We start from the raw sequence: 17852 nt of genomic DNA on the forward strand, positions 1-17852 counted from the left end.
ATCACGCTGTATCAGTGCGCGCCGCGGCAGCAGGCCACCGGTCGACGCCGTGGAAACGTCCGGCGTCGAGGAGATCGTGTGGAGGTTCTGTGTAACTGCTTTCCCCACCGCGCCGGCGCCCGCAGGATCGTCGGCATGGAAACTCAACACCGCATTCCGCTGTCCACAGAAGACATCACCCGGTAGCCGGGGTCACCAGATGACATTTCTGTGGGATGGGGCGGATGAGCCGGCCCCGGCGGTGCGCGTCAAGCCGCGGGCCGTTCTGCGGAGCCGGCGGGGACTGCTTCAGGTTGGGCTCGGCGGTCTCGGCTGGCTGCTTCTGGCGCTGCTCTGGTCATTCACTCAGACCTCCCCGTACGGCGGCTCGTTGCTCGGCCTGGCGCTCGTGCTGGTGCTGTTCGTGATCGCCGCGCTGGAGTCGACTGTGGTCATCCTGGTCGCCTGCGTGCGGGGGTCGTGGGGAGTCGCCCTGGTGAGCCTGGCCCTGGCCGCCACGGCCATCGTTGTCGCCACCCGGCAGGCTTCGCAGTTCGACTATGTCGACAACCAGTACCGGATCCATCGGGCCGCGCTGGCGGAGCTGGCCGAGGACTACCGGGCCGGGCGCCTCCACGACATGCTGACCGTGCCGGCTGACCTGCGTTCGCTGTGCCCGTCCGGGTTCGCGTACGCGGGTCAGGAGGCGCTCTTCGTCCAGATGTGGCAGAACTGGCGGGCTGAGTCCGGGACCGGCCTCGGCTACTTCACCCGGCCACCCACCGCGGACACACTGATCGCCACTGCCGACGGCGACAACGGCCGCCCCAAACGCGAAGTGGGCGATGGCTGGTGGTGGGTCGCCTAGGGTCTGTTATTTGATCGCTTCGAGGAGGCGGTCGATCTCGTCGGCGGTGTTGTAGTGGTAGATGCTCGCGCGCACCGCTCCGCCGGTGGCGCGCAGGCCCGCCGCCTCGAAGTATTCGACCGCGTAATAGTCGCCATGGGAGACGCAGAGGCCCTGCTCGCCCAAGGCTCGCGCGGTCTCGGCCGGGGTCCGGCCGTCGACGCGGAACGAGATCGTCGGGCAGCGCTCGCGCCCGGACGGCAACAGGGTCACGGTGTCGATCGCCTGCAGGCCCTCGAGGAGGCGGGCGGCGAGGGCGTTCTCGTACTCCTCGGCCGCGGCCATGCTCGCCAGCACCCGGCTGCGACGACTGCCCGGGCCGAGGACGAGGCCGGCCAGGTGGTCGACGGCGGCGGTCACTCCGGCCAGCAGCTCGAAGCTCAACGTGCCGTACTCGAACCGGTCGGGTGCTACCGAGGGTGAGGGGATGAGCTTCACCGGCTGCAACGGCGCCCATACCTCCGGGTCGGCGATCACCGCCGCGTAGTGCGGGCCGGACCATTTGTACGCGCTGGTCACGTAGAAGTCGGCGCCGAGCGCGGCCACGTCGGTCGGGCGGTGGGCGGTCGCGTGCACGCCGTCCACGTAAACCAGGGCACCGGCCTTGTGGGCGAGGGCGGAGATGTCCCGTACGGCGGGAACTGTGCCTGTCGCATTGCTGGCCGCGGTGACCGCCACCAACCGGGTGCGCGGCCCCACCAGGTCCTGGTACTGCCCCACCGGCAGCTCACCGGTCGCCAGATCAACCCCGGCCCACCGTACGGTCGCTCCGGTCGCCTCGGCCGCCTGCACCCACGGGCGCACGTTGGCGTCGTGGTCGAGCCGCGACACCACGATGTCGTCGCCCGGACCCCAGCTCTGGGACAGGGTGCGCGCCACCAGGTAGGTCAGGGCAGTGGCGCTCGGCCCGAACACGACACCTTCCGGGTCACCGCCCACGAGGTCGGCCACGGCGGCCCGGGCGGCGGCGACCATCTCACCCGAGCGGCGGGCGGGCTCGTGGGCGGCGCCCCGGTTCGAGACCGCCGTACGCATGGCGGCACCGATCGCCTCGATCACCGGTTCGGCCGGCTGGGTGCCGCCGGCCCCGTCGAAGTGGGCGAACCCCTCAGCGAGCGCGGGATAACCGGACCGTATGCGGGCGACGTCAAGACTCATCCCCGGAGCTTAAGTGTTCGGCACGGAGCGCCGGCTGGTACGGCGGCGCCACGCCCCAGCCCCATCGCGGCACCGCAGCGTCGCGCACCACCTCCGCGCCCGGCTGCGAGTTGAGCCGGGCCAGGCGGGTGCCCCACTCGATGTAGCCCAGGAAGGCGGCCCGGAACTCCGGGTCGTCGGGCAGCCCCGCTTCGTCGGCGGCGTCCTGGATCAGGTTCACCCAGCGCCGCCGCTGCGGTTCGGTGATGGCCATGTTCAGGTGGTGGGCGAGCATGCGCGGATAACCGCCGTGCGCGGCCGTGTAGGTGGCCGGCCCACCGAACACCTCGGCCAGCCAGACCGCCACGTGCCGCGCATGCTCCGGCGACATGGGCGCGAACAGCGGCGCGAGCAGGTCGTCCCGCACGACCCGGGTGTAGAACGCGTCGGTCAGCCGCTCGAAGGCCGCGTCCCCGCCCGCCCACTCGTGGAGTGTCGGTGTCGTGTCCGTCATGCCGACCAGCTCAGCAGGACCGTGATCGACCGGCAAGTACGCACATAATGGTGCGTGCCCAAGCGATACGGCTGCCCCGTCGACCTGACCGTCTCCGTGATCGGCGGACGATGGCGTACGGTCCTGCTGGCCCGCCTCAAGGAGGGCGTGCACCGCTACGGCGAGCTGCGCCGTCTCACACCCGGCATCAGCGAGAAGATGCTGAGCCAGCGGCTGCGCGAACTGGAGGCGGACGGCCTGGTGGTCCGGCGTGACCTCGGCACGGTGCCGCCCCACGTCGAGTACGACCTGACCGAGGAGGGCCGCACCCTCATTCCGGTGTTGCAGGCCATGTACGACTGGGGCGTCGCCCGCGAGTCACGTACGCCAGCGGTCACCGAAGAGGTCCCATAGCTGGGGATAGCGCACGGCCAGCTCGTCGCGGTCCAGGTTGAGCCATTCGGTGTCGTCGGGGTCCGGGTCCATCCGCGGGTAGAAGGCGCGTTCCTCGGTGAGCAGGTCACGCACGTCGCCGCCGATGTCGGGCCGCTGTTCGCCGACCCCGACCGCGACGTACTCCAGCGACTCCCACATCGGATAGTCCTCGTCCGCCCACGGCCGGGGCAGCGCCGCCAGCCGCCTCACCTCGGGATGCCCGGCAAGGCTGTCCGGGGCAGCGATCGCACCCTCGTACGCCTCCCGGCCGAGCCCGGCCAGCCACATCTGGAAGTAGTGGAACCCGTCGGTGCTGCACCATCCGTCGAGGATGATGTCGGCCGCACGCCACAGCCGGTAGGTGTTGGCCGGTTCCCGCGTGGCCGACAGGTGCTGCGCGAAGTCGAGCACGTGCTCACGCGGGATCCGGCCCAGCCGGTGGCTCAGGAACGCCTCGCGTGGTTCCTGGCCACCGCCGTCACGCCCCGAGGCCTCGAGAAACGTCCAGAAGTCGTCCACATTCACGGCGCGCAGTGTAGAGGCGCCGGCGTTCCTGGTGGCGGTCGCGACGGTTCTCCGTACGACGCCAGAACGCCCACTCGCGGGCGCCCTTGCTCTCACAGCGGCGGTACCAGTACGACTGGGTGCCCACCCAGCGGCAACCGTCGCGACGATCGCCCAGCCCGGCCGTGTCGCGGGTGATCTCGGGCGGCAGCGTGCACGGCCCGAAACGGTGGTCGTGGTGCGGCCGGCACGCCCTCATCGGGGCATCGGCCATCTGGACCCACCAGGGGCGGGTCTTGTCGGTCCGGCTCATACGGTCGCCTTTCGGCTCCGTGACGCCCCGGGGTGGGGCCGTCGCTAGACCGGATGCACCGTGACCGACCTCCTCAGACGTTTCCCGTGGACTCTACCCGCGAGATGAGCTGTTTCAGCCGCTCGATCTCCTCGGCCAGGGCCCGGCTGCCGGCCGCGGTCAGGGTGATCCACGTACGGGCGCGTTTGCCCTCGTAGCCCTTCTCGATGCCGACCAGGCCCGCCGCCTCGAGGACGCTCAGGTGTTTCGACAGGTTGCCGGCGGTCAGCCCGAGATGGTCGCGCAGGTAGCCGAACTCGACCCGCCGGGCCTCGTGGGCGATGGTGAGGATGCCGAGCCGGACCCGCTGGTGCACGGTCTCGTCGAGGCCGGTGACCGGGTGCTCGACCCGTTCGTCGGTCACGGCCGCCGCCGTCGGGCCCGGGCGAAACCGGCCGCGCCCAGCAGCAGCACGACGGCGGTGATGACCTGCGGCGGCACGAACGAGGCGGCGGTCGACGTGTTGATCTCCCAGCCGAACGTGACCGGCACCAGGACGATCACCAGGTAGACGCCGGTGAACGCGGCCAGCGCGACGTTGCGTTCCAGCCAGGCCAGCACGAGCAGCGCGAGCCCGATGGTGCCGGCCGGTGCGATCAGGCGGTCGAGCACCATCACCCACGCCGGGAACGGGTCGGCCGGCGGGTTGTTCCACCAGTACGCGCGGGCCAGCAGCCAGGCGACCATCGAGATGAGGGTCAGGACGCCGCCGGTGATCACGAATGGCAGCACGCGCGCGCCGAGCCCCCGCGCCCGGGCGGCCCGCATATAAGCGAAGGCGATTCCCCCGTACGCGATGAGCAGTGCCGGAGGCCAATAGAAGAGCGAGCCTCGACGCCAGGACGCGCAGCTGTCGCCGTCGCATCGCTCGACCAGGCCGAAGTAGTCGAACGGGATCGCGACGAGGGCCACGACGCCCAGGACGAGCAGCGCCGCCCAGGTCAACCGCTGATCGAGCCGTACGCGGTGGGCCAGCGCCCGGGTCTCGGAGAGGAGCCGCCGGGGGTCACTGCCGGCGGACATCGAGTCGGTGGTCATGGCAATAGGTTTCCACAGCAAACCTATTTGCGCTAGTACCCCGCGGCGGCTCCTGACAACTCCCTTACTTCAGTGCGCGGCGCAGAGCGTCCAGGCGCAGGTCCCAGATGCGGCGGGAGAGGGCAGCCTCGGCCGCGAACGTCTCCGCCGCGTGGTAGCTGCCCGGGTGGATGTGCAGCTCGGTCGGCACACCCGCGGCCATCAGACGCTGGGCGAACGCGATGTCCTCGTCGCGGAACAGGTCGACCGTGCCGACGTCGATGAACGCCGGAGGCAGCCCGGCCAGATCTTCGGCGCGGGTCGGGGCCGCGTACTGGTCGGCCGGTTTGCCGCCCAGATACCAGGCCCAGGCCTCGATGTTGCCGGCCCGGTCCCAGATCCCGATGTCGAGGATCTCGTGGCTGGAGGCGGTCGTGTTGGTGTCGTCGATCATCGGGTAGATCGGCATCATGAACGACAGCTGCGGGCCGCCCCGGTCACGGGCGAGAAGGGCGGTGGCGATGGTGAGCCCGCCACCGGCCGACGCGCCGTAGATCGCCAGCCTGGACGGGTCGTACCCCAGCTCGGCCGCGTTCTTGGCCATCCACACCAGCCCGGCGTAGCAGTCCTCGACCGGCGCCGGGTGCGGGTGCTCGGGCGAGAGCCGGTACTCGACCGAGACGACCACGGCCTGGACCTCGTCACAGATGTAGGTGGCGTTCGGGTCCTCGCCGTCCACACTGCCCAGGATCATGCCGCCGCCGTGGATGTAGAAGATGCCTGGCAGCGGGCCGGTGGCGTTGACCGGTCGGTAGATCCGTACGGTGATGTCGGGCTCTCCCTCGGGCCCCGGAACCGTGCGGTCCTCCTTGCGGACGTCGGGGTTCTCCGGGATCTCGATGCCGCTGAGCATCGCCTCGACGGTGGCGCGGCGCTGCACGATGTCGGGCACCGAGTTGAAGCCGCCCGGCATGGCCTCGAGCAGCTGATTGAGCGGGACGGCGACCTCGGCGTCGATCAGTTCACGACGGGACATGGTTTCTCCTTCGTACGCGGAAAGCAGGATCAGGCAGCCAGGGAAAAGCCCTCGTAGCCGCGCGCGGCCACGTCGTCGCACTTCTTGCGGTACTCCCCCACGCCGCCGCAGTAGGGCATGAAGACGCGGGTCTTGCCGGGCACGTTGGCGCCCATGTACCAGGAGTTGGCTCGCGGATAGAGCGTGTAACTGGCGAGTTCGTTGACGTGGTCGACCCACGCGTCCTGCGCCTCCGCGGTCGGTTCGATCGTCCGCAGCCCCTGCCGGTCGAGGTGCTCGATGGCGTCGACGACCCAGTCGACGTGCTGCTCGATCGACACGATCATGTTGGAGAGCACGGACGGGCTGCCCGGCCCGGTGATCATGAACAGGTTGGGGAAGCCGGCCGAGCCGATGCCGAGGTACGTACGGGGTCCCGCGCTCCACGTCTCCTTGAGCGAGAGCCCGTCCCGCCCGCGGATGTCCACGTTGGTCAGCGCGCCGGTCATCGCGTCGAAGCCGGTCGCGTAGACGATGACGTCGAACTCGTACTCCCGGTCGCTGGTGCGGATGCCCTTGCCGGTGACCTCGACCAGCGGGGTGCGCCGCAGGTTGACCAGGTGCACGTTGGGCAGGTTGAACGCCTCGAAGTAGTTGGTGTCGAGGCAGGGCCGCTTGGTGCCGACCGGGTAGTCGGGGCACAGGTCCTCGGCCACCTGCGGGTCCTGGACGATCTGCCGGATCTTGTCGTGGATCCAGGCCTTGGCGGTGTCGTTGGCGGCCTGGTTCGTGGCGAAGTCGGTGAACGTCGACAGCAGGTTGACCAGGCTGCCGCTCTCCCAGGCGGCCTCGAACGCCTCGTTCCGCTCCTCGGCCGACACCTCGAGCGCCGACTGGGTCGGCACGACCACCGGTACGCCGGCGCCGGATTCCTTCTGGGCCTTGCGGTAGGCGCGGTAGTTGGCGCGCATGTCGGCGATCTCGTCGTCGCGCAGGCGCCGGTTGCGGGCCGGCAGCGAGTACGACGGGGTGCGCTGGAAGACGGTCAGGTCGGCCGCGGTCTCGGCGATCACCGGGATGGACTGCACACCCGAGGACCCCGTGCCGATGATGCCGACCCGCTGCCCGGTGAAGTCGATCTGCTCGTGCGGCCAGCGTGAGGTCTGGTACGACGTGCCCTGGAAGTTCTCGATGCCCGGGATCTCGGGGAGTTTCGGCGACGACAGGCACCCGGTCGCCATGATCAGGAAGCGGGCGTGGACGGTGTCCTCGTGCTCGGTGCGCACGAGCCACGTCCGGTTCTCGTCGTTCCAGGTCGCGCCGGTCACCCGCGTACGGAAAACAATGTCTTTGCGCAGGTCGAAGCGGTCGGCGACGTGGTTGGCGTACTTGAGGATCTCGGGTTGCGTCGGGTAGCGCTCCTCCCACGGGTATTCCTGCTCGAGGTCTTCGGAGAAGGAGTACGAGTAGGCGAGGCTCTCCACGTCGACGCGGGCCCCCGGGTAGCGGTTCCAGTACCACGTGCCGCCGACGCCGGTGCCGGCCTCGAACACGACGGCGGTGAGGTTCTGTTGCCTCAGCTTGTGCAGCAGGTACATCCCCGAGAAGCCGGCGCCGACGATGACGGCGTCCACGGTGCGGGTCTTTTCAGCGGTCTCCTGAGTGGTCTGCGACATGGGCGGACTCCTGGCGGTTCGAGGCCGGCCGCGCTCTGGGCACACGCCATCGCCACCCGATCTCGCTGTCGGGTGGTGCTGCCGGTGGGAGAGGTTGCGGAGACGACCGAGGGGTGTGCCGGTGCGCGGCAGTGCAGTCTTTCGTCACCATCGGTGACCAGTTCGTGACGTAGCCCACACCGTAGAATGCATTCTGCATCCAGTCAATGTTTCAACGGTGTTTCTTTCCCGCGACGAAAGATCGCCTGAGCAGGGCAAATCACTTTGCCGGCCCCCGGTGCCGTCACTCGCGGGCGTCGCGCAGGTCGCCGCGTAAGAAGTCCTCAGCGACCTCGCGGCCAAGACTGTTGTGTCAGGCGCCGCGCAGGAGGAGTGCCATCTCGGGCAGCTGGAAGTAGTCGGCCGTCGCCAGTGCGGACGGCTCGCCACCGGAGGGGTCGGCGCCCGCAGCGAGCAGCGTCCGGACCGTTTCGGGGTTCTGGCGGAAGACCGCGGCCGACAGTGCGGTCTGGCCCCGGTCGTTGGTCCGGTTCGGGTCGGCGCCGTGGGCCAGCAGCGCCGCCACCGTGGCCGTGTGCTTGTGGTACGCCGCGAGGATCAGCAACGTGTCGCCCTTGTCGTTGGTGAGGTTGGCCGGCAACCCCGCGGCGACATGGCCCACCAACTCGTCCGTGTCGCCGGCGCGGGCCAGGTCGAACATCCGGTGCGCGTACGCGATCGTCTCGTCATCCAGCTCAGCCACGGCACGACGTCTACCCGCGAGCACAGCCGGGAAACCGGGGATCATGATGGCGGCATGACAAGAACGGGCGGGCTGTTCGAGTTCGTGGACGTGTACGGAAATCAGTTACGGGAGCTGGCGCCCGCTGGGCTCGAGCTCGCCGCCCGCCACCGTCTCCCGCACCGGGGCATCCCCGTCCTGCGGCGACGACGGTGAAGAAGCAGCGGGGACGAAGCGCTCGACGGCCTTCTCGACCAGGGTCCAGGCGAAGAAGCCCGCCACGGCCAGCGGGACCATCACGTACCACTTGCCCAGCAGGCCGAAATCGCCGGTGCGGCCCATCGTGTGCAGGATGCTGATCACCGCCAGCGGGGCGCAGGCGAGGGCGATCATCAGGCGGCGGATCCAGGTGCGTGTCATGGGGGGAAGTCTGGCGAACGAGGCGGGGCCGGCGGATCTGGCGCGAGCCGGAGATCCACCTATGCCCTGAGGTATAGCTACTCCCGGTTGCGGCCCATCTCGGCGTACAGGGAAACGTCTTTCGATTTGAGCATCAGCGACGAGACGATGCCGGCGGCGGCCGCCACCAGGATCAAGGCCGGCAGGGCCCAGCTCAGCGGGCTGGTCTCGTCGCCGATGAGCAGGCCGAACTGGGAGGCCGCGTATATCGCCACCAGGGCCGTGGCCACGCCGCCGACGACGGGGGCGATCAGGGTGCGCCAGAGTTTGCCGCCCAGGCCGGGGTTGCGCCGGAGGAACACGACCACGGCGAACGACGCCAGGGCCATCGCCGTATAACCGACCGAGAACACCAGCAACAGCAGGCTGACCACAATGTACGCGGCCGGGATGCCGGGCCCGTTGCCCAGCAGCATGGCGACCGGCGCGCCGCCGGCCATCGCGGTCAGCGGCGCGGCCGCGGAGATGACGAAGAAGGAGATGCCGATTACGCCGAGGCTGCCCCGGCGGAGCCGATGCGCCATGACGCCGTCCCAGGAATGCGGGTCGTTTGGGTCCGAACGTTAGGACTGTGGCGGGCGGCGCACAAGCCCCTTGCGTCCGCCGTTGCACCGCTCGTAACGTTTGGGCCCGAACGATCGGAGGAACCCATGCTGCTCTCCGAAGTCGACCTCACCGACTACGACCGCTTCCAGGCCGACGGGGCCTGGGCCCAGTTCGACGTCCTGCGCCGCGAGGACCCGGTGCACTGGAACCCCGAAGCCGCGCCGAACAAGGGCTTCTGGGCGGTCACCCGCCACGCCGACATCTGGGCTGTCGACCGAGACACGGCGTCGTTCACCAGCGAGCAGTTCGTCAACCTGGAGGAGGTCGACGACGACCTGATGGACATCCGGCGGTCCATGCTCGAGACCGACGGCCGGCGTCACCTCGCGCTGCGGCAGCTCCTCGCGCGCGAGTTCAGCCCGCGCAACCTGATGAAGAACTACGAAGGTTTTCTGCGCGAGCTGACCCGGCGGACAGTCGACGAGGCGCTGTCGTCCACCGAGTTCGACTTCGTCGAGAAGATCAGCGCCGACTTCCCGATCCAGGTGCTGGCCCGGCTGCTCGACGTGCCGCGCGCGGACACCGGGCAGCTGATCGCGTGGGGCAACAAGATGGTCGGGAACACCGATCCGGACTATACCGAGCACCAGATCGACTCGAACGCGAGCGAGCAGTACAAACACCTGCCGTTCCGCTCACCGGCCGCGCAAGACGTGTTCGACTACGGCCGGGTGTTGCGCGACCGCCGCCGCGGCGGGGACGGCACCGATCTGATCAGCCGGCTCGCGAACACGATGCCGAGCGACGGCGTGCCGTTGAGCGACCGGGACTTCGACAACTACTTCCTGCTGCTGGTGGTGGCCGGCAACGAGACGACCCGGCACGCCATCAGCAACGCCATGCTCGCGCTCATCCAGCAGCGCGACCAGCTGCGCCTGCTCCAGGAGGATCCGGGCCTGATCGCTTCCGGTCTGGAGGAGCTGCTGCGCTGGGCGTCGCCCGTCTATCACTTCCGCCGTACGGCCACCCGCGACCTTGACCTGGGCGGGCAGCCCGTCCGGGCCGGCGACAAGGTCGTCATGTGGTTCGCGTCGGGCAACCGCGACGAGTCGGTCTTCGAAGATCCCTACAAGCTTGACGTACGCCGGGAGAACGTCGACCACCTCACGTTCGGCCAGGGCCGGCACCTGTGCATGGGCGGCGCCCTGGCCCGTATCGAGATCCGGTTGATGTTCGAGGAGCTGATCCCCCGCATCCGCGACATCGACCTGGTCGGCGACGTCACTCGGGTCCGCTCCAACTTCGTCAACGGCGTCAAGACGTTCCCGGTGTCGGTGAAGACCCGATGAGAGGTTTCTTCTATCCGCGCAGCGCGAGCGGCGACGCCTCGCTCATCCCGGACCCGCCCTGGTACTACAGCGGCGACCTGCTGACCGCCGAGTACCGCACCGACCCGGCCCGAGTCGCCGAACTGCTGCCGCCTCCGCTCGAGCCCGCGCCGGACGATCCCGGTGCGGTCGCGCTGATCTGGGCCGATTGGCAGTCCTGTTCGTCCGGTCGCACCGAACTGCTCGATCCTGTTCGTTCGCAGTACAAAGAGGCGTTTGTGGTCGTCCGATGCGCGTTTCGCGGCGAGGTGTATTCGCGGTGCGTCTACATCTGGGTCGACAAGGACTTCGCCGTCGCGCGCGGCCTGCACCAGGGTTACCCGAAGAAGCTCGGATCGGTGTGGCAGACCCGGCCGCATCCGTTCGCCCAGGCGGCGCCCTCGATCGGGCCGGGCGGCGTGTTCGGGGCGACCCTGGCCGCGGCCGACCGGCGGCTGGCCGAGGCGGTGCTGACGCTGCGGGAACCGGTGGAGAGCAACGGATTCGTCAACGCGCACCCGATGGCGCATCACCGCGTCTATCCCGGCATCGAGCGAGGAGCTTCCGACTCGTACGGGGAACTCATCTCCTCCGGCGCGGCCGAGTTCCAGGGTGGGCAGGCGTGGGGCGGGGACGTGGAACTGCGGTTGTTCGAGTCACCGACCGAGGAGCTGGCCCGGCTGCGGGTCGACGAGATCATCGGCGGCTACTACCGCCAGGTCGGCGTCGTCTGGGACGGCGGCCGCACACTGGCCCGCCTGGAAGCGGAAAGACCCGACTACCATGGCTGAGCGGGCGCACAAGATCGAGGTCGAGGGCGTACGGGTCGACACACGCCACTGGATCGGTGGCGCGCGCGTGTCGTCGGATCGAACGTTCACCGACCTGTCACCGATCGACGAAACGGTGCTCGGCGAGATAGCAGCCGGCGGCGCCGAGGAAGTAGACCGAGCGGTAGCAGCCGCCCGCGCCGCCTTCCCCGCCTGGGCCGCGCTGACCGCAGCCGAGCGAGGGAAGATCCTGCACCGGGTGGCCGACGGTATCGACACCCGCCGCGAAGACCTGGCCCGGGTCGAGACGCGCGACAACGGCTCCCTGCTCAGGTCACACCGCCGCGGCGTCATGCCCCGGGTCGCCCTGAACTTCCGCTGGTTCGCCGACCACGCCGAGACGCTGGCCCCCGAACCGCGCGAGATCCGTGACCACCGCGAGCGCATCACCTACGACCCGGCCGGCGTCGTCGCGGTCATCACCCCCTGGAACGCCCCGCTCATGCTGGCCACCTGGCGCGCCGGCCCGGCCCTGGCCGCGGGCGACACCGTCGTGCTCAAGCCCCCGGAGTGGGCGCCGCTCACCGCTTCGCTGCTGGCCGACATCACGCACGAGGCGGGTTTGCCCCCGGGCGTGTTCAACGTCGTGCAGGGAACCGGCGCCGAGGCGGGGGCCGCGCTCAGCCGCCATCCGGACATCAACCGGCTGTCGTTCACCGGTTCGGTGCCCACCGCGGGGGTCGTCGCCGCCGCGGCCGCGCCGAACATCGTGCCGCTCTCGTTCGAGCTGGGCGGCAAGTCGCCGCTGCTCGTTTTCGACGACTGCGACCTCGACCTGGCCGTAAGTCTGGCGGTCGAACAGTTCGACAACGCCGGCCAGGTCTGCCTGGGCGCGTTCCGGCTGCTCGTTCAGGAGGGCATCGCTCACGAATTCGTCCTGCGCGTTACTGAGCGAACGCGCACCCTCGTGCAGGGCGACCCGCGCGATGAACGTACGGATGTGAGCGTTCTGGTCAGCCGCGCGCACTTCGACCGGGTGAGCGGTTTTGTCGAACGCGCACTCGCGGACGGCGCCAAAGCGATCGCCGGCGGCGGCCCGAACACCGGACTGCGCGGCCTGTACTACTTCCCCACGATCCTGACCGACGCCCGCCCCGGTAGCGAGATCCTGACCGAGGAGGTGTTCGGGCCGGTGCTGACCGTGCAGACGTTCGGCACCGAGGACGAGGGTGTGCGCATGGCCAACAACACGCGCTTCGGGTTGGCGGCCACGCTCGTCACCGGCTCGGCCGAGCGCGCGGAACGGGTCAGCGCCGCCCTGAAGGCGGGCACGGTCTGGGTCAACTGCTTCTTCGTCCGCGACCTGGGCGCGCCCTTCGGCGGCAACGGCCGATCGGGCATCGGCCGCGAGGGCGGCACGTACTCGTTCGACTTCTACTGCGACGTCAAGAACACGGTCTTCGCCCCGATCGGCTGGACCGGGAAGGAGGCGTGATGGGAGAGGTGGCCGGCGCCGGCCTCATCGCCCACGTTCCCACGATCGTGCTGCCCGAGCCGGTGCGGCGCGAGCTGAACAACGGCGCCGACTCGACGCTCGTCTCGGGGCTGCACCAGCTGCGCAAAGACGTGTTCGACGTGCTCGACTACGACACCGTGGTGGTGCTCGACTCGCACTGGGCGACCACAGTGGAGTTCGTCGTGACCGCCCAACAACGGCGGGCCGGCCTTTTCACGTCGGAGGAGCTGCCGCGAGGCATGAGTCAACGCCCGTACGACTTCGCGGGCGACCCCGAACTGGCCCACCTCATCGCGGGCCGGGCCGCCGCGCACAGCACCTGGATCACCGCCATCGACGACGACCACCTGCCGATCTTCTACGCGACCACGAACGTGTGGGAGTTCCTGGGGAAGGGGTTGCCGGACAAGCGCTGGATCTCGATCGGGGTCTGCCAGACCGCCGACGTGGAGGACAACCTGCGCCTCGGCCGCGCGCTCGGTGACGCGATCGCCGAGTCGGACCGCCGGGTGCTGCTGATCGCCTCGGGGGCCATGTCGCACACGTTCTGGCCGCTGCGCCGGCTGCGCGACCACGAGGCGGCCGAGGTCGAGCACATCTTCACGCCTGAGGCGGCCGCGGCCGACGCCGAACGCCTGGAGTGGTTCGCGGCCGGCGACCACGCCCGCGTCCTGGACACCATGCCCCAGTTCTTCAGGTTCAAGCCCGAGGCCCGGTTCGGCCACTACCTGATGATGATCGGCGCGCTCGGCGAGGGCGACTGCACGGCCCCGGGCCGGCGGTACGGCGAGTACGAGAACTCGGTCGGCACCGGCCAGGTCCACGTGTGGTTCGACCGGCCCGCCGGCGGCTTCCCGCGACCCCGCCGTACGCCGGACGACCCCGACTACCGGAGGCAGACGCATGCGTGAGTTCCGCCGGATCCTGCTGGACGGCACCGCCGTCGACGTCGAACGCCACGACGGCCTGCTGGTGGCCGGCGACGGCCGCACGGTCAAAGTCGACGAGGCCGTGCACCTGAGCCCGGTCACCCCATCCAAGATCATCTGCGTGCATCTCAACTACGCCTCGCGGGTGGCCGAGATGATGACGACGCTGCCGGCCGCGCCCACCTATTTCCACAAGCCGGTCTCGGCGCTCACCGGCCACGACGCGGCGGTGGTGCGCCCGGCCGGCTGCAAGTGGCTCAACTACGAGGGCGAGATCGCGATCGTCATCGGCCGCACGGCCCGCAACATCGCCCCGGCCGACGCCGGCGACCACATCCGCGGCTACACGATCGGCAACGACTTCGGGCTGCACGACTTCCGCGACACCGACGCCGGTTCGATGCTGCGGGTCAAGGGCGCCGACACGCTCTGCCCGCTCGGCCCGGGCGTGGTGGAGGGCTGGGACTTCCGCGGCAAGACCATCCGCACGCTGGTCAACGGCGAGCTACGGCAGGACGGCACCACCGACGAGATGACCTGGGACATGCACTACCTCGTCGCCGACATCGCCCGGACCATCACCCTCCAGCCCGGTGACGTGCTGCTCTCGGGCACGCCCGCCGTCTCCCGCACGGTCTACCCGGGCGACGTCGTCGAGGTGCGGGTCGAGGGGCTCGGGACACTGCGCAACCACATCGTCGAAGGACCGGCCTCCATCCGTACGGACGTGGGGGCGCAGCCGACGGAGAGCGAAGAGGTGCTTTCCACGGCTCAGGGCGGCGACTGGGGGTTCCGCGGCATCCGCAAGCCCCGGGCGTCGTGATGGAGCGCCGGCACGGGTCAGCGCCGCTCGATCTCCTCGATCGTCCGGACGATGGCGCGCAGGCTCTCGGTCATCTCGTTCTGCCCGGTGCGCGACAGGCCGGCCACCAGCTTGGCCTCGATCGCGTTGAACTTCGGGTAGATCTCCTCCATCAGGCGCTTGCCCTCGCCGGTCAGGTGGATCTCGACCAGGCGGCGGTCGTCCTGGCGGCCGTGCCGGGTGATCCAGCCCTTGCCCTCGAGCGTTTTCACGACGCCGGTCAGGGTCGCCTTCGAGATGGCCGCCGCCTCGGCCGCATGACGCGTCTCCATGCCGTCGAAGATCCAGACCACCCACATCACGACGAAACCGGTCCACGTCAGGTCGTACGGGCGCAGCACATCGTTCCAGGCGTACGAGCGAACCGCGTTCGCGGCGCGGTAGATGCTGGACACGGCCATGGCCGCCTCGAAATCGAGACCGAGCGACTCGACGTGCTGTCGCATGGCGAGCTCGGTCTCGGCGAGATTCGGGTGGTCCTTCATGGCGACGATGGTACGGTCCGGCCGCGGTTCCCGGCCCCTCGGCGGAGTTGCCCGGGTTCGTACGATCCGGGGGACACACCGCACTTCCACTGAGGAGCGCCCATGCTCGCCGTCGACGCCCAGGCCATGGAACAAGCCCAGGAAGACATGAGCGCACGCCAGATCGACGTGGTGCGCCTCGGTTACAGCGACCTGATCGGCACCGAGCGGGGCCGGGACCTTCTCGTGAGGCGGTTCGCCCGCACGGTCGGCGACGGGGTCGCGTTCTGCCGCTCGGTCTACGGCACCTCACCGATGGGCGACGTGATCGACATCGAGGGCGGCCTGTCGGCCGGGCTGCCCGACGTCATCGCCGTGCCCGATCTCTCGACGGTGCAGGACGTGCCGTGGGAGCCCGGGGTCGCGCACATGATCGCCGACGTCTTCGACCCCGACGGGACCCCTTCGCAGGAGAGCCCGCGCAACGTGCTCCGGCGCGTGGTCGAACGGTTCTCCTCGCTCGGGATGCGGCCGGTGATCGGGCCCGAGTTCGAGTTCTACGTGCTGGAGCCGTGCCCCGAGTCGCCGACCGGCTGGAAGCGCTACGGCGAGGGCACGGGCAACGTCTACACGGCCGGCTACAAGGGCGATCCGGAGAACACGCTGCTCGCCTCACTGCGCCGCCTCGACGCGTACGGGCTCGACGTGGTGGCGGCCAACCACGAGTTCGCGTCCGGCCAGTTCGAGATCAACCTCTGGCACTCGGGCGCGCTGGACGCCGCCGACCGGGCGTTCCGGTTCAAGACGGCCGTGCAGGAACTGGCCCGCATGCGAGGCAAGCTGGCCACCTTCATGGCGAAGCCGTTCAACGACGAGGGCGGTTCGGGCTTCCACGTACACTTCTCGGCCTGCGCCGACGACGGGACCGCCCTGTTCGACGACCCGTCCGGCCAGGATGGACTGTCGATGGTCGCCCGCTCGGCGGTGGCCGGGATGCTGGCCCACGCGCCCGCGCTGGCCGCCCTGCTCAACCCGACCATCAACTCGTACAAGCGTTTCGGGCCCGACACGCTCGCGCCGTGGCTGGTCGACTGGGGGCTGGACAACCGCAGCGCCATGGTCCGGATCCCGCCCGAGCGGGGCCGCGCCGCCCGCGTCGAGCTGCGCCTGGGGGACGCGTCGGCCAACCCGTACCTGGGAATTGCCGCCGTGATGGCCGCCGCCTATCTGGGCATCCGCGACAAGCTGGAGCCGCCGGCCAAGCTGGAGGGTTACGGCTACGACGTGGACAAGGCCCCACGCCTGCCCGACGATCTGGGGACGGCCCTGGACGCCCTGACCGCCGACACGGAGCTGGCCGAGATGCTGGGGCCGCGCTTCGTGGCCGCGTTCGTCGCCTACAAGCGCAACGAGCTGGAGCGCTTCTCCCGGTGGGTGACCGACTGGGAGTTCCGCGAGTACGCGTACCACCTCTAGGGCTTATCCCGTGAGGACCTTGTCGAGGTGGGTGGACCAGCCGTCCAGGATCTGTTCCGGGTCGGCCGCCAGCACGTCGCGCAGGAGGGTGGCGTAGACGTCTCGGAAGTCGGTGGTGAACTTCAGGTCGCCCTCGTCGAGGTCGGTCAGGTTCGGGGGTTCGCCGTGCAGGCCGCCCTGCACGCCGTCGCCCAGCAGGAAGACGTTGGACGCGGTGCCGTGGTCGGTGCCGTCCGAGGCGTTGGCCTTGACTCGCCGGCCGAACTCCGAGTAGACGGCGGTCACCACGTTCTTGCCGGCGACCCGCTCGGCGAACGCCGCCAAAGCCTTGTCCAGCTTGGTCAGCAACGCCTTCTGGGCATCCTTGCCGTCGGCGTGCAGGTCGAAGCCGCCCAGCGACACCGAATACACGCGTGTGGCCACGTTCGCCTCGATGCAGCGGGCCACCAGGGCGAGCTGCTGGTCCAGGGGCGGGGCGGCGCCGCCGGTCGCGGTAGCGGGCGCGTCACTGTCGTCGTCGTCGGACGACAGCGGCGCCGACACCAGGTCGCGCACCCGGGCCAGGTCGGAGAAGCAGGCCGCGGCCCGGGCCCGGGCCGGCGACTCGCCCTCGTCGGCGGCGCCCAGCGCGTTGAGCAGGTCGGGGGTCACGCCGGCGGGCAGCTTCAGCTCGCCGCCCGGCACGGTGGCTCCGGCGCTGCTCGCCCCGGCCAGCAACGGCGGCAGCACCGGCTCGAACGAGATGGCCGAGCGCGGATCGCCGCCGGCGGTGTCGAGCCAGCGGCCCAGCCAGCCCGTGGTGCCGGGGCGGTCGGGCTGGGCGGTCTGCCAGATGTCCATCGACTGGAAGTGGCTGCGGTTCGGTTTCGGATAGCCGACCCCGCGCACGACCGCCAGCCGGCCCTCACCGAACAGCTTGTGCAGGCCGGTCATCCCGGGGTTCAGCGCCTCCCCCTGGCCGAGGTCGAGCAGCTCGTTCTCGGCGTAGGCGAAGTCGGGGCGGGCGGCGGCCAGGGCCGGATCCCCGTACGGGATGACGGTGTTGAGCCCGTCGTTGCCGCCATAGAGGGTGACCAGCACCAGGGTCTTCGCGGCCGGGTCGCCGTCGCCGGCCGTGGCCAGGATCTCGCGCAGGCCGAGCGTGGCCCCGGCCGCGGCCGCTCCTCCGGCGACCACTCCGCTGGCGATCAGGAAACGGCGTCGCGTGATGACGTCCATGTCGGTCCT

Annotated in this window: 21 protein-coding genes; 8 read left to right on the forward strand and 13 right to left on the reverse strand. The window is 69.9% G+C overall.

The genetic code is table 11. From position 1 onward, the window contains the following. The first annotated feature begins 199 nt into the window (after positions 1-199). A complete protein-coding gene (locus tag JIG36_RS03370; RefSeq protein WP_203374468.1) occupies positions 200-847 on the forward strand; it encodes a hypothetical protein in 648 nt (215 codons plus the stop codon). A gap of 6 nt (positions 848-853) precedes the next feature. Here the strand turns inward: JIG36_RS03370 and JIG36_RS03375 are convergent, their stop codons facing one another. Both JIG36_RS03375 and JIG36_RS03380 read right to left on the reverse strand, forming a co-directional pair. Next, entirely contained in the window at positions 854-2044 is a 1191-nt protein-coding gene (locus JIG36_RS03375) for a cysteine desulfurase-like protein (protein ID WP_203374469.1), read from the reverse strand. Beyond that, positions 2034-2537 carry a group II truncated hemoglobin gene (locus tag JIG36_RS03380; RefSeq protein WP_203374470.1) on the reverse strand — a complete coding sequence of 168 codons (504 nt, stop codon included), beginning with the start codon at positions 2535-2537 and terminating at the stop codon, positions 2034-2036. The genes JIG36_RS03375 and JIG36_RS03380 overlap by 11 nt, the downstream gene beginning before the upstream one ends. A 54-nt stretch (positions 2538-2591) precedes the next feature. On the opposite strand from JIG36_RS03380, the gene JIG36_RS03385 reads away from it, so the two are divergent. Next, positions 2592-2930, forward strand: a complete 339-nt coding sequence (locus tag JIG36_RS03385) for a winged helix-turn-helix transcriptional regulator (RefSeq protein ID WP_203374471.1) — start codon at positions 2592-2594, stop codon at positions 2928-2930. On the opposite strand, the gene JIG36_RS03390 is transcribed toward JIG36_RS03385, so the two are convergent. The 9 genes from JIG36_RS03390 to JIG36_RS03430 all read right to left on the reverse strand — a co-directional run bounded on the left by JIG36_RS03390 (position 2895) and on the right by JIG36_RS03430 (position 9219). Next, positions 2895-3476: a DUF4240 domain-containing protein gene (locus JIG36_RS03390; protein WP_203374472.1), complete on the reverse strand. Its 582-nt coding sequence runs from the start codon at positions 3474-3476 to the stop codon at positions 2895-2897. The two genes, JIG36_RS03385 and JIG36_RS03390, sit on opposite strands and share 36 nt — an antisense overlap. Further along, positions 3430-3768, reverse strand: coding sequence for a hypothetical protein (locus JIG36_RS03395; RefSeq protein ID WP_203374473.1), 339 nt, complete (start codon positions 3766-3768; stop codon positions 3430-3432). Before JIG36_RS03395 ends, JIG36_RS03390 begins: the two co-directional genes overlap by 47 nt. Positions 3769-3841: 73 nt before the next feature. Further along, positions 3842-4171, reverse strand: a complete 330-nt coding sequence (locus tag JIG36_RS03400) for a transcriptional regulator (protein WP_203374474.1) — start codon at positions 4169-4171, stop codon at positions 3842-3844. Then, positions 4168-4845 (reverse strand): hypothetical protein, encoded by a 678-nt coding sequence (locus tag JIG36_RS03405; RefSeq protein WP_203374475.1) that lies wholly within the window; start codon positions 4843-4845, stop codon positions 4168-4170. The genes JIG36_RS03400 and JIG36_RS03405 overlap by 4 nt, the downstream gene beginning before the upstream one ends. Before the next feature lie 64 nt (positions 4846-4909). After that, the gene (locus tag JIG36_RS03410; protein ID WP_203374476.1) at positions 4910-5860 is read right to left on the reverse strand and encodes an alpha/beta hydrolase; all 951 of its coding nucleotides are present in this window, start codon (positions 5858-5860) and stop codon (positions 4910-4912) included. A gap of 29 nt (positions 5861-5889) precedes the next feature. Beyond that, positions 5890-7515 (reverse strand): flavin-containing monooxygenase, encoded by a 1626-nt coding sequence (locus tag JIG36_RS03415; RefSeq protein ID WP_203374477.1) that lies wholly within the window; start codon positions 7513-7515, stop codon positions 5890-5892. Between the two features lie 352 nt (positions 7516-7867). Next, positions 7868-8257, reverse strand: coding sequence for an ankyrin repeat domain-containing protein (locus tag JIG36_RS03420; RefSeq protein WP_203374478.1), 390 nt, complete (start codon positions 8255-8257; stop codon positions 7868-7870). 105 nt (positions 8258-8362) lie between these two features. Beyond that, complete coding sequence (locus JIG36_RS03425) at positions 8363-8656, reverse strand: hypothetical protein (protein WP_203374479.1); 294 nt, start codon at positions 8654-8656, stop codon at positions 8363-8365. A gap of 77 nt (positions 8657-8733) precedes the next feature. Beyond that, positions 8734-9219, reverse strand: coding sequence for a hypothetical protein (locus tag JIG36_RS03430; RefSeq protein ID WP_203374480.1), 486 nt, complete (start codon positions 9217-9219; stop codon positions 8734-8736). A gap of 126 nt (positions 9220-9345) precedes the next feature. On the opposite strand from JIG36_RS03430, the gene JIG36_RS03435 reads away from it, so the two are divergent. The 5 genes from JIG36_RS03435 to JIG36_RS03455 are packed head-to-tail and all read left to right on the forward strand — an operon-like array spanning position 9346 to position 14646. After that, positions 9346-10590 (forward strand): cytochrome P450, encoded by a 1245-nt coding sequence (locus tag JIG36_RS03435; protein WP_203374481.1) that lies wholly within the window; start codon positions 9346-9348, stop codon positions 10588-10590. Continuing rightward, complete coding sequence (locus tag JIG36_RS03440) at positions 10587-11399, forward strand: acetoacetate decarboxylase family protein (protein ID WP_203374482.1); 813 nt, start codon at positions 10587-10589, stop codon at positions 11397-11399. The genes JIG36_RS03435 and JIG36_RS03440 overlap by 4 nt, the downstream gene beginning before the upstream one ends. Continuing rightward, positions 11392-12873, forward strand: a complete 1482-nt coding sequence (locus JIG36_RS03445; protein ID WP_203374483.1) for an aldehyde dehydrogenase — start codon at positions 11392-11394, stop codon at positions 12871-12873. The genes JIG36_RS03440 and JIG36_RS03445 overlap by 8 nt, the downstream gene beginning before the upstream one ends. Further along, complete coding sequence (locus JIG36_RS03450; RefSeq protein WP_203374484.1) at positions 12873-13805, forward strand: DODA-type extradiol aromatic ring-opening family dioxygenase; 933 nt, start codon at positions 12873-12875, stop codon at positions 13803-13805. The genes JIG36_RS03445 and JIG36_RS03450 overlap by 1 nt, the downstream gene beginning before the upstream one ends. After that, positions 13798-14646: a fumarylacetoacetate hydrolase family protein gene (locus JIG36_RS03455; protein ID WP_203374485.1), complete on the forward strand. Its 849-nt coding sequence runs from the start codon at positions 13798-13800 to the stop codon at positions 14644-14646. Before JIG36_RS03450 ends, JIG36_RS03455 begins: the two co-directional genes overlap by 8 nt. Positions 14647-14663: 17 nt before the next feature. Here the strand turns inward: JIG36_RS03455 and JIG36_RS03460 are convergent, their stop codons facing one another. Continuing rightward, positions 14664-15170 (reverse strand): MarR family winged helix-turn-helix transcriptional regulator, encoded by a 507-nt coding sequence (locus JIG36_RS03460; protein WP_203374486.1) that lies wholly within the window; start codon positions 15168-15170, stop codon positions 14664-14666. Between the two features lie 102 nt (positions 15171-15272). Between JIG36_RS03460 and JIG36_RS03465 the strand changes: the two genes are divergently transcribed. Next, complete coding sequence (locus tag JIG36_RS03465; RefSeq protein WP_203374487.1) at positions 15273-16625, forward strand: glutamine synthetase family protein; 1353 nt, start codon at positions 15273-15275, stop codon at positions 16623-16625. A 3-nt stretch (positions 16626-16628) separates the two neighbouring features. Here the strand turns inward: JIG36_RS03465 and JIG36_RS03470 are convergent, their stop codons facing one another. After that, positions 16629-17843 (reverse strand): DUF1501 domain-containing protein, encoded by a 1215-nt coding sequence (locus JIG36_RS03470; protein ID WP_203374488.1) that lies wholly within the window; start codon positions 17841-17843, stop codon positions 16629-16631. Positions 17844-17852: the final 9 nt, after the last annotated feature.

The sequence above is a fragment of the Paractinoplanes ovalisporus genome (assembly GCF_016834655.1).
Lineage (GTDB): Bacteria > Actinomycetota > Actinomycetes > Mycobacteriales > Micromonosporaceae > Actinoplanes > Actinoplanes ovalisporus.

Excerpts from the sequence above, each read along its gene's own strand:
- JIG36_RS03470 (WP_203374488.1), bottom strand. The coding sequence starts at position 17,843 with ATGGACGTCATCACGCGACGCCGTTTCCTGATCGCCAGCGGAGTGGTC.
- JIG36_RS03445 (WP_203374483.1), top strand. The coding sequence starts at position 11,392 with ATGGCTGAGCGGGCGCACAAGATCGAGGTCGAGGGCGTACGGGTCGAC.
- JIG36_RS03375 (WP_203374469.1), bottom strand. The coding sequence starts at position 2,044 with ATGAGTCTTGACGTCGCCCGCATACGGTCCGGTTATCCCGCGCTCGCT.
- JIG36_RS03415 (WP_203374477.1), bottom strand. The coding sequence starts at position 7,515 with ATGTCGCAGACCACTCAGGAGACCGCTGAAAAGACCCGCACCGTGGAC.
- JIG36_RS03380 (WP_203374470.1), bottom strand. The coding sequence starts at position 2,537 with ATGACGGACACGACACCGACACTCCACGAGTGGGCGGGCGGGGACGCG.
- JIG36_RS03425 (WP_203374479.1), bottom strand. The coding sequence starts at position 8,656 with ATGACACGCACCTGGATCCGCCGCCTGATGATCGCCCTCGCCTGCGCC.
- JIG36_RS03450 (WP_203374484.1), top strand. The coding sequence starts at position 12,873 with ATGGGAGAGGTGGCCGGCGCCGGCCTCATCGCCCACGTTCCCACGATC.
- JIG36_RS03465 (WP_203374487.1), top strand. The coding sequence starts at position 15,273 with ATGCTCGCCGTCGACGCCCAGGCCATGGAACAAGCCCAGGAAGACATG.
- JIG36_RS03370 (WP_203374468.1), top strand. The coding sequence starts at position 200 with ATGACATTTCTGTGGGATGGGGCGGATGAGCCGGCCCCGGCGGTGCGC.
- JIG36_RS03410 (WP_203374476.1), bottom strand. The coding sequence starts at position 5,860 with ATGTCCCGTCGTGAACTGATCGACGCCGAGGTCGCCGTCCCGCTCAAT.
- JIG36_RS03440 (WP_203374482.1), top strand. The coding sequence starts at position 10,587 with ATGAGAGGTTTCTTCTATCCGCGCAGCGCGAGCGGCGACGCCTCGCTC.
- JIG36_RS03395 (WP_203374473.1), bottom strand. The coding sequence starts at position 3,768 with ATGAGCCGGACCGACAAGACCCGCCCCTGGTGGGTCCAGATGGCCGAT.
- JIG36_RS03460 (WP_203374486.1), bottom strand. The coding sequence starts at position 15,170 with ATGAAGGACCACCCGAATCTCGCCGAGACCGAGCTCGCCATGCGACAG.
- JIG36_RS03430 (WP_203374480.1), bottom strand. The coding sequence starts at position 9,219 with ATGGCGCATCGGCTCCGCCGGGGCAGCCTCGGCGTAATCGGCATCTCC.
- JIG36_RS03435 (WP_203374481.1), top strand. The coding sequence starts at position 9,346 with ATGCTGCTCTCCGAAGTCGACCTCACCGACTACGACCGCTTCCAGGCC.
- JIG36_RS03405 (WP_203374475.1), bottom strand. The coding sequence starts at position 4,845 with ATGACCACCGACTCGATGTCCGCCGGCAGTGACCCCCGGCGGCTCCTC.
- JIG36_RS03455 (WP_203374485.1), top strand. The coding sequence starts at position 13,798 with ATGCGTGAGTTCCGCCGGATCCTGCTGGACGGCACCGCCGTCGACGTC.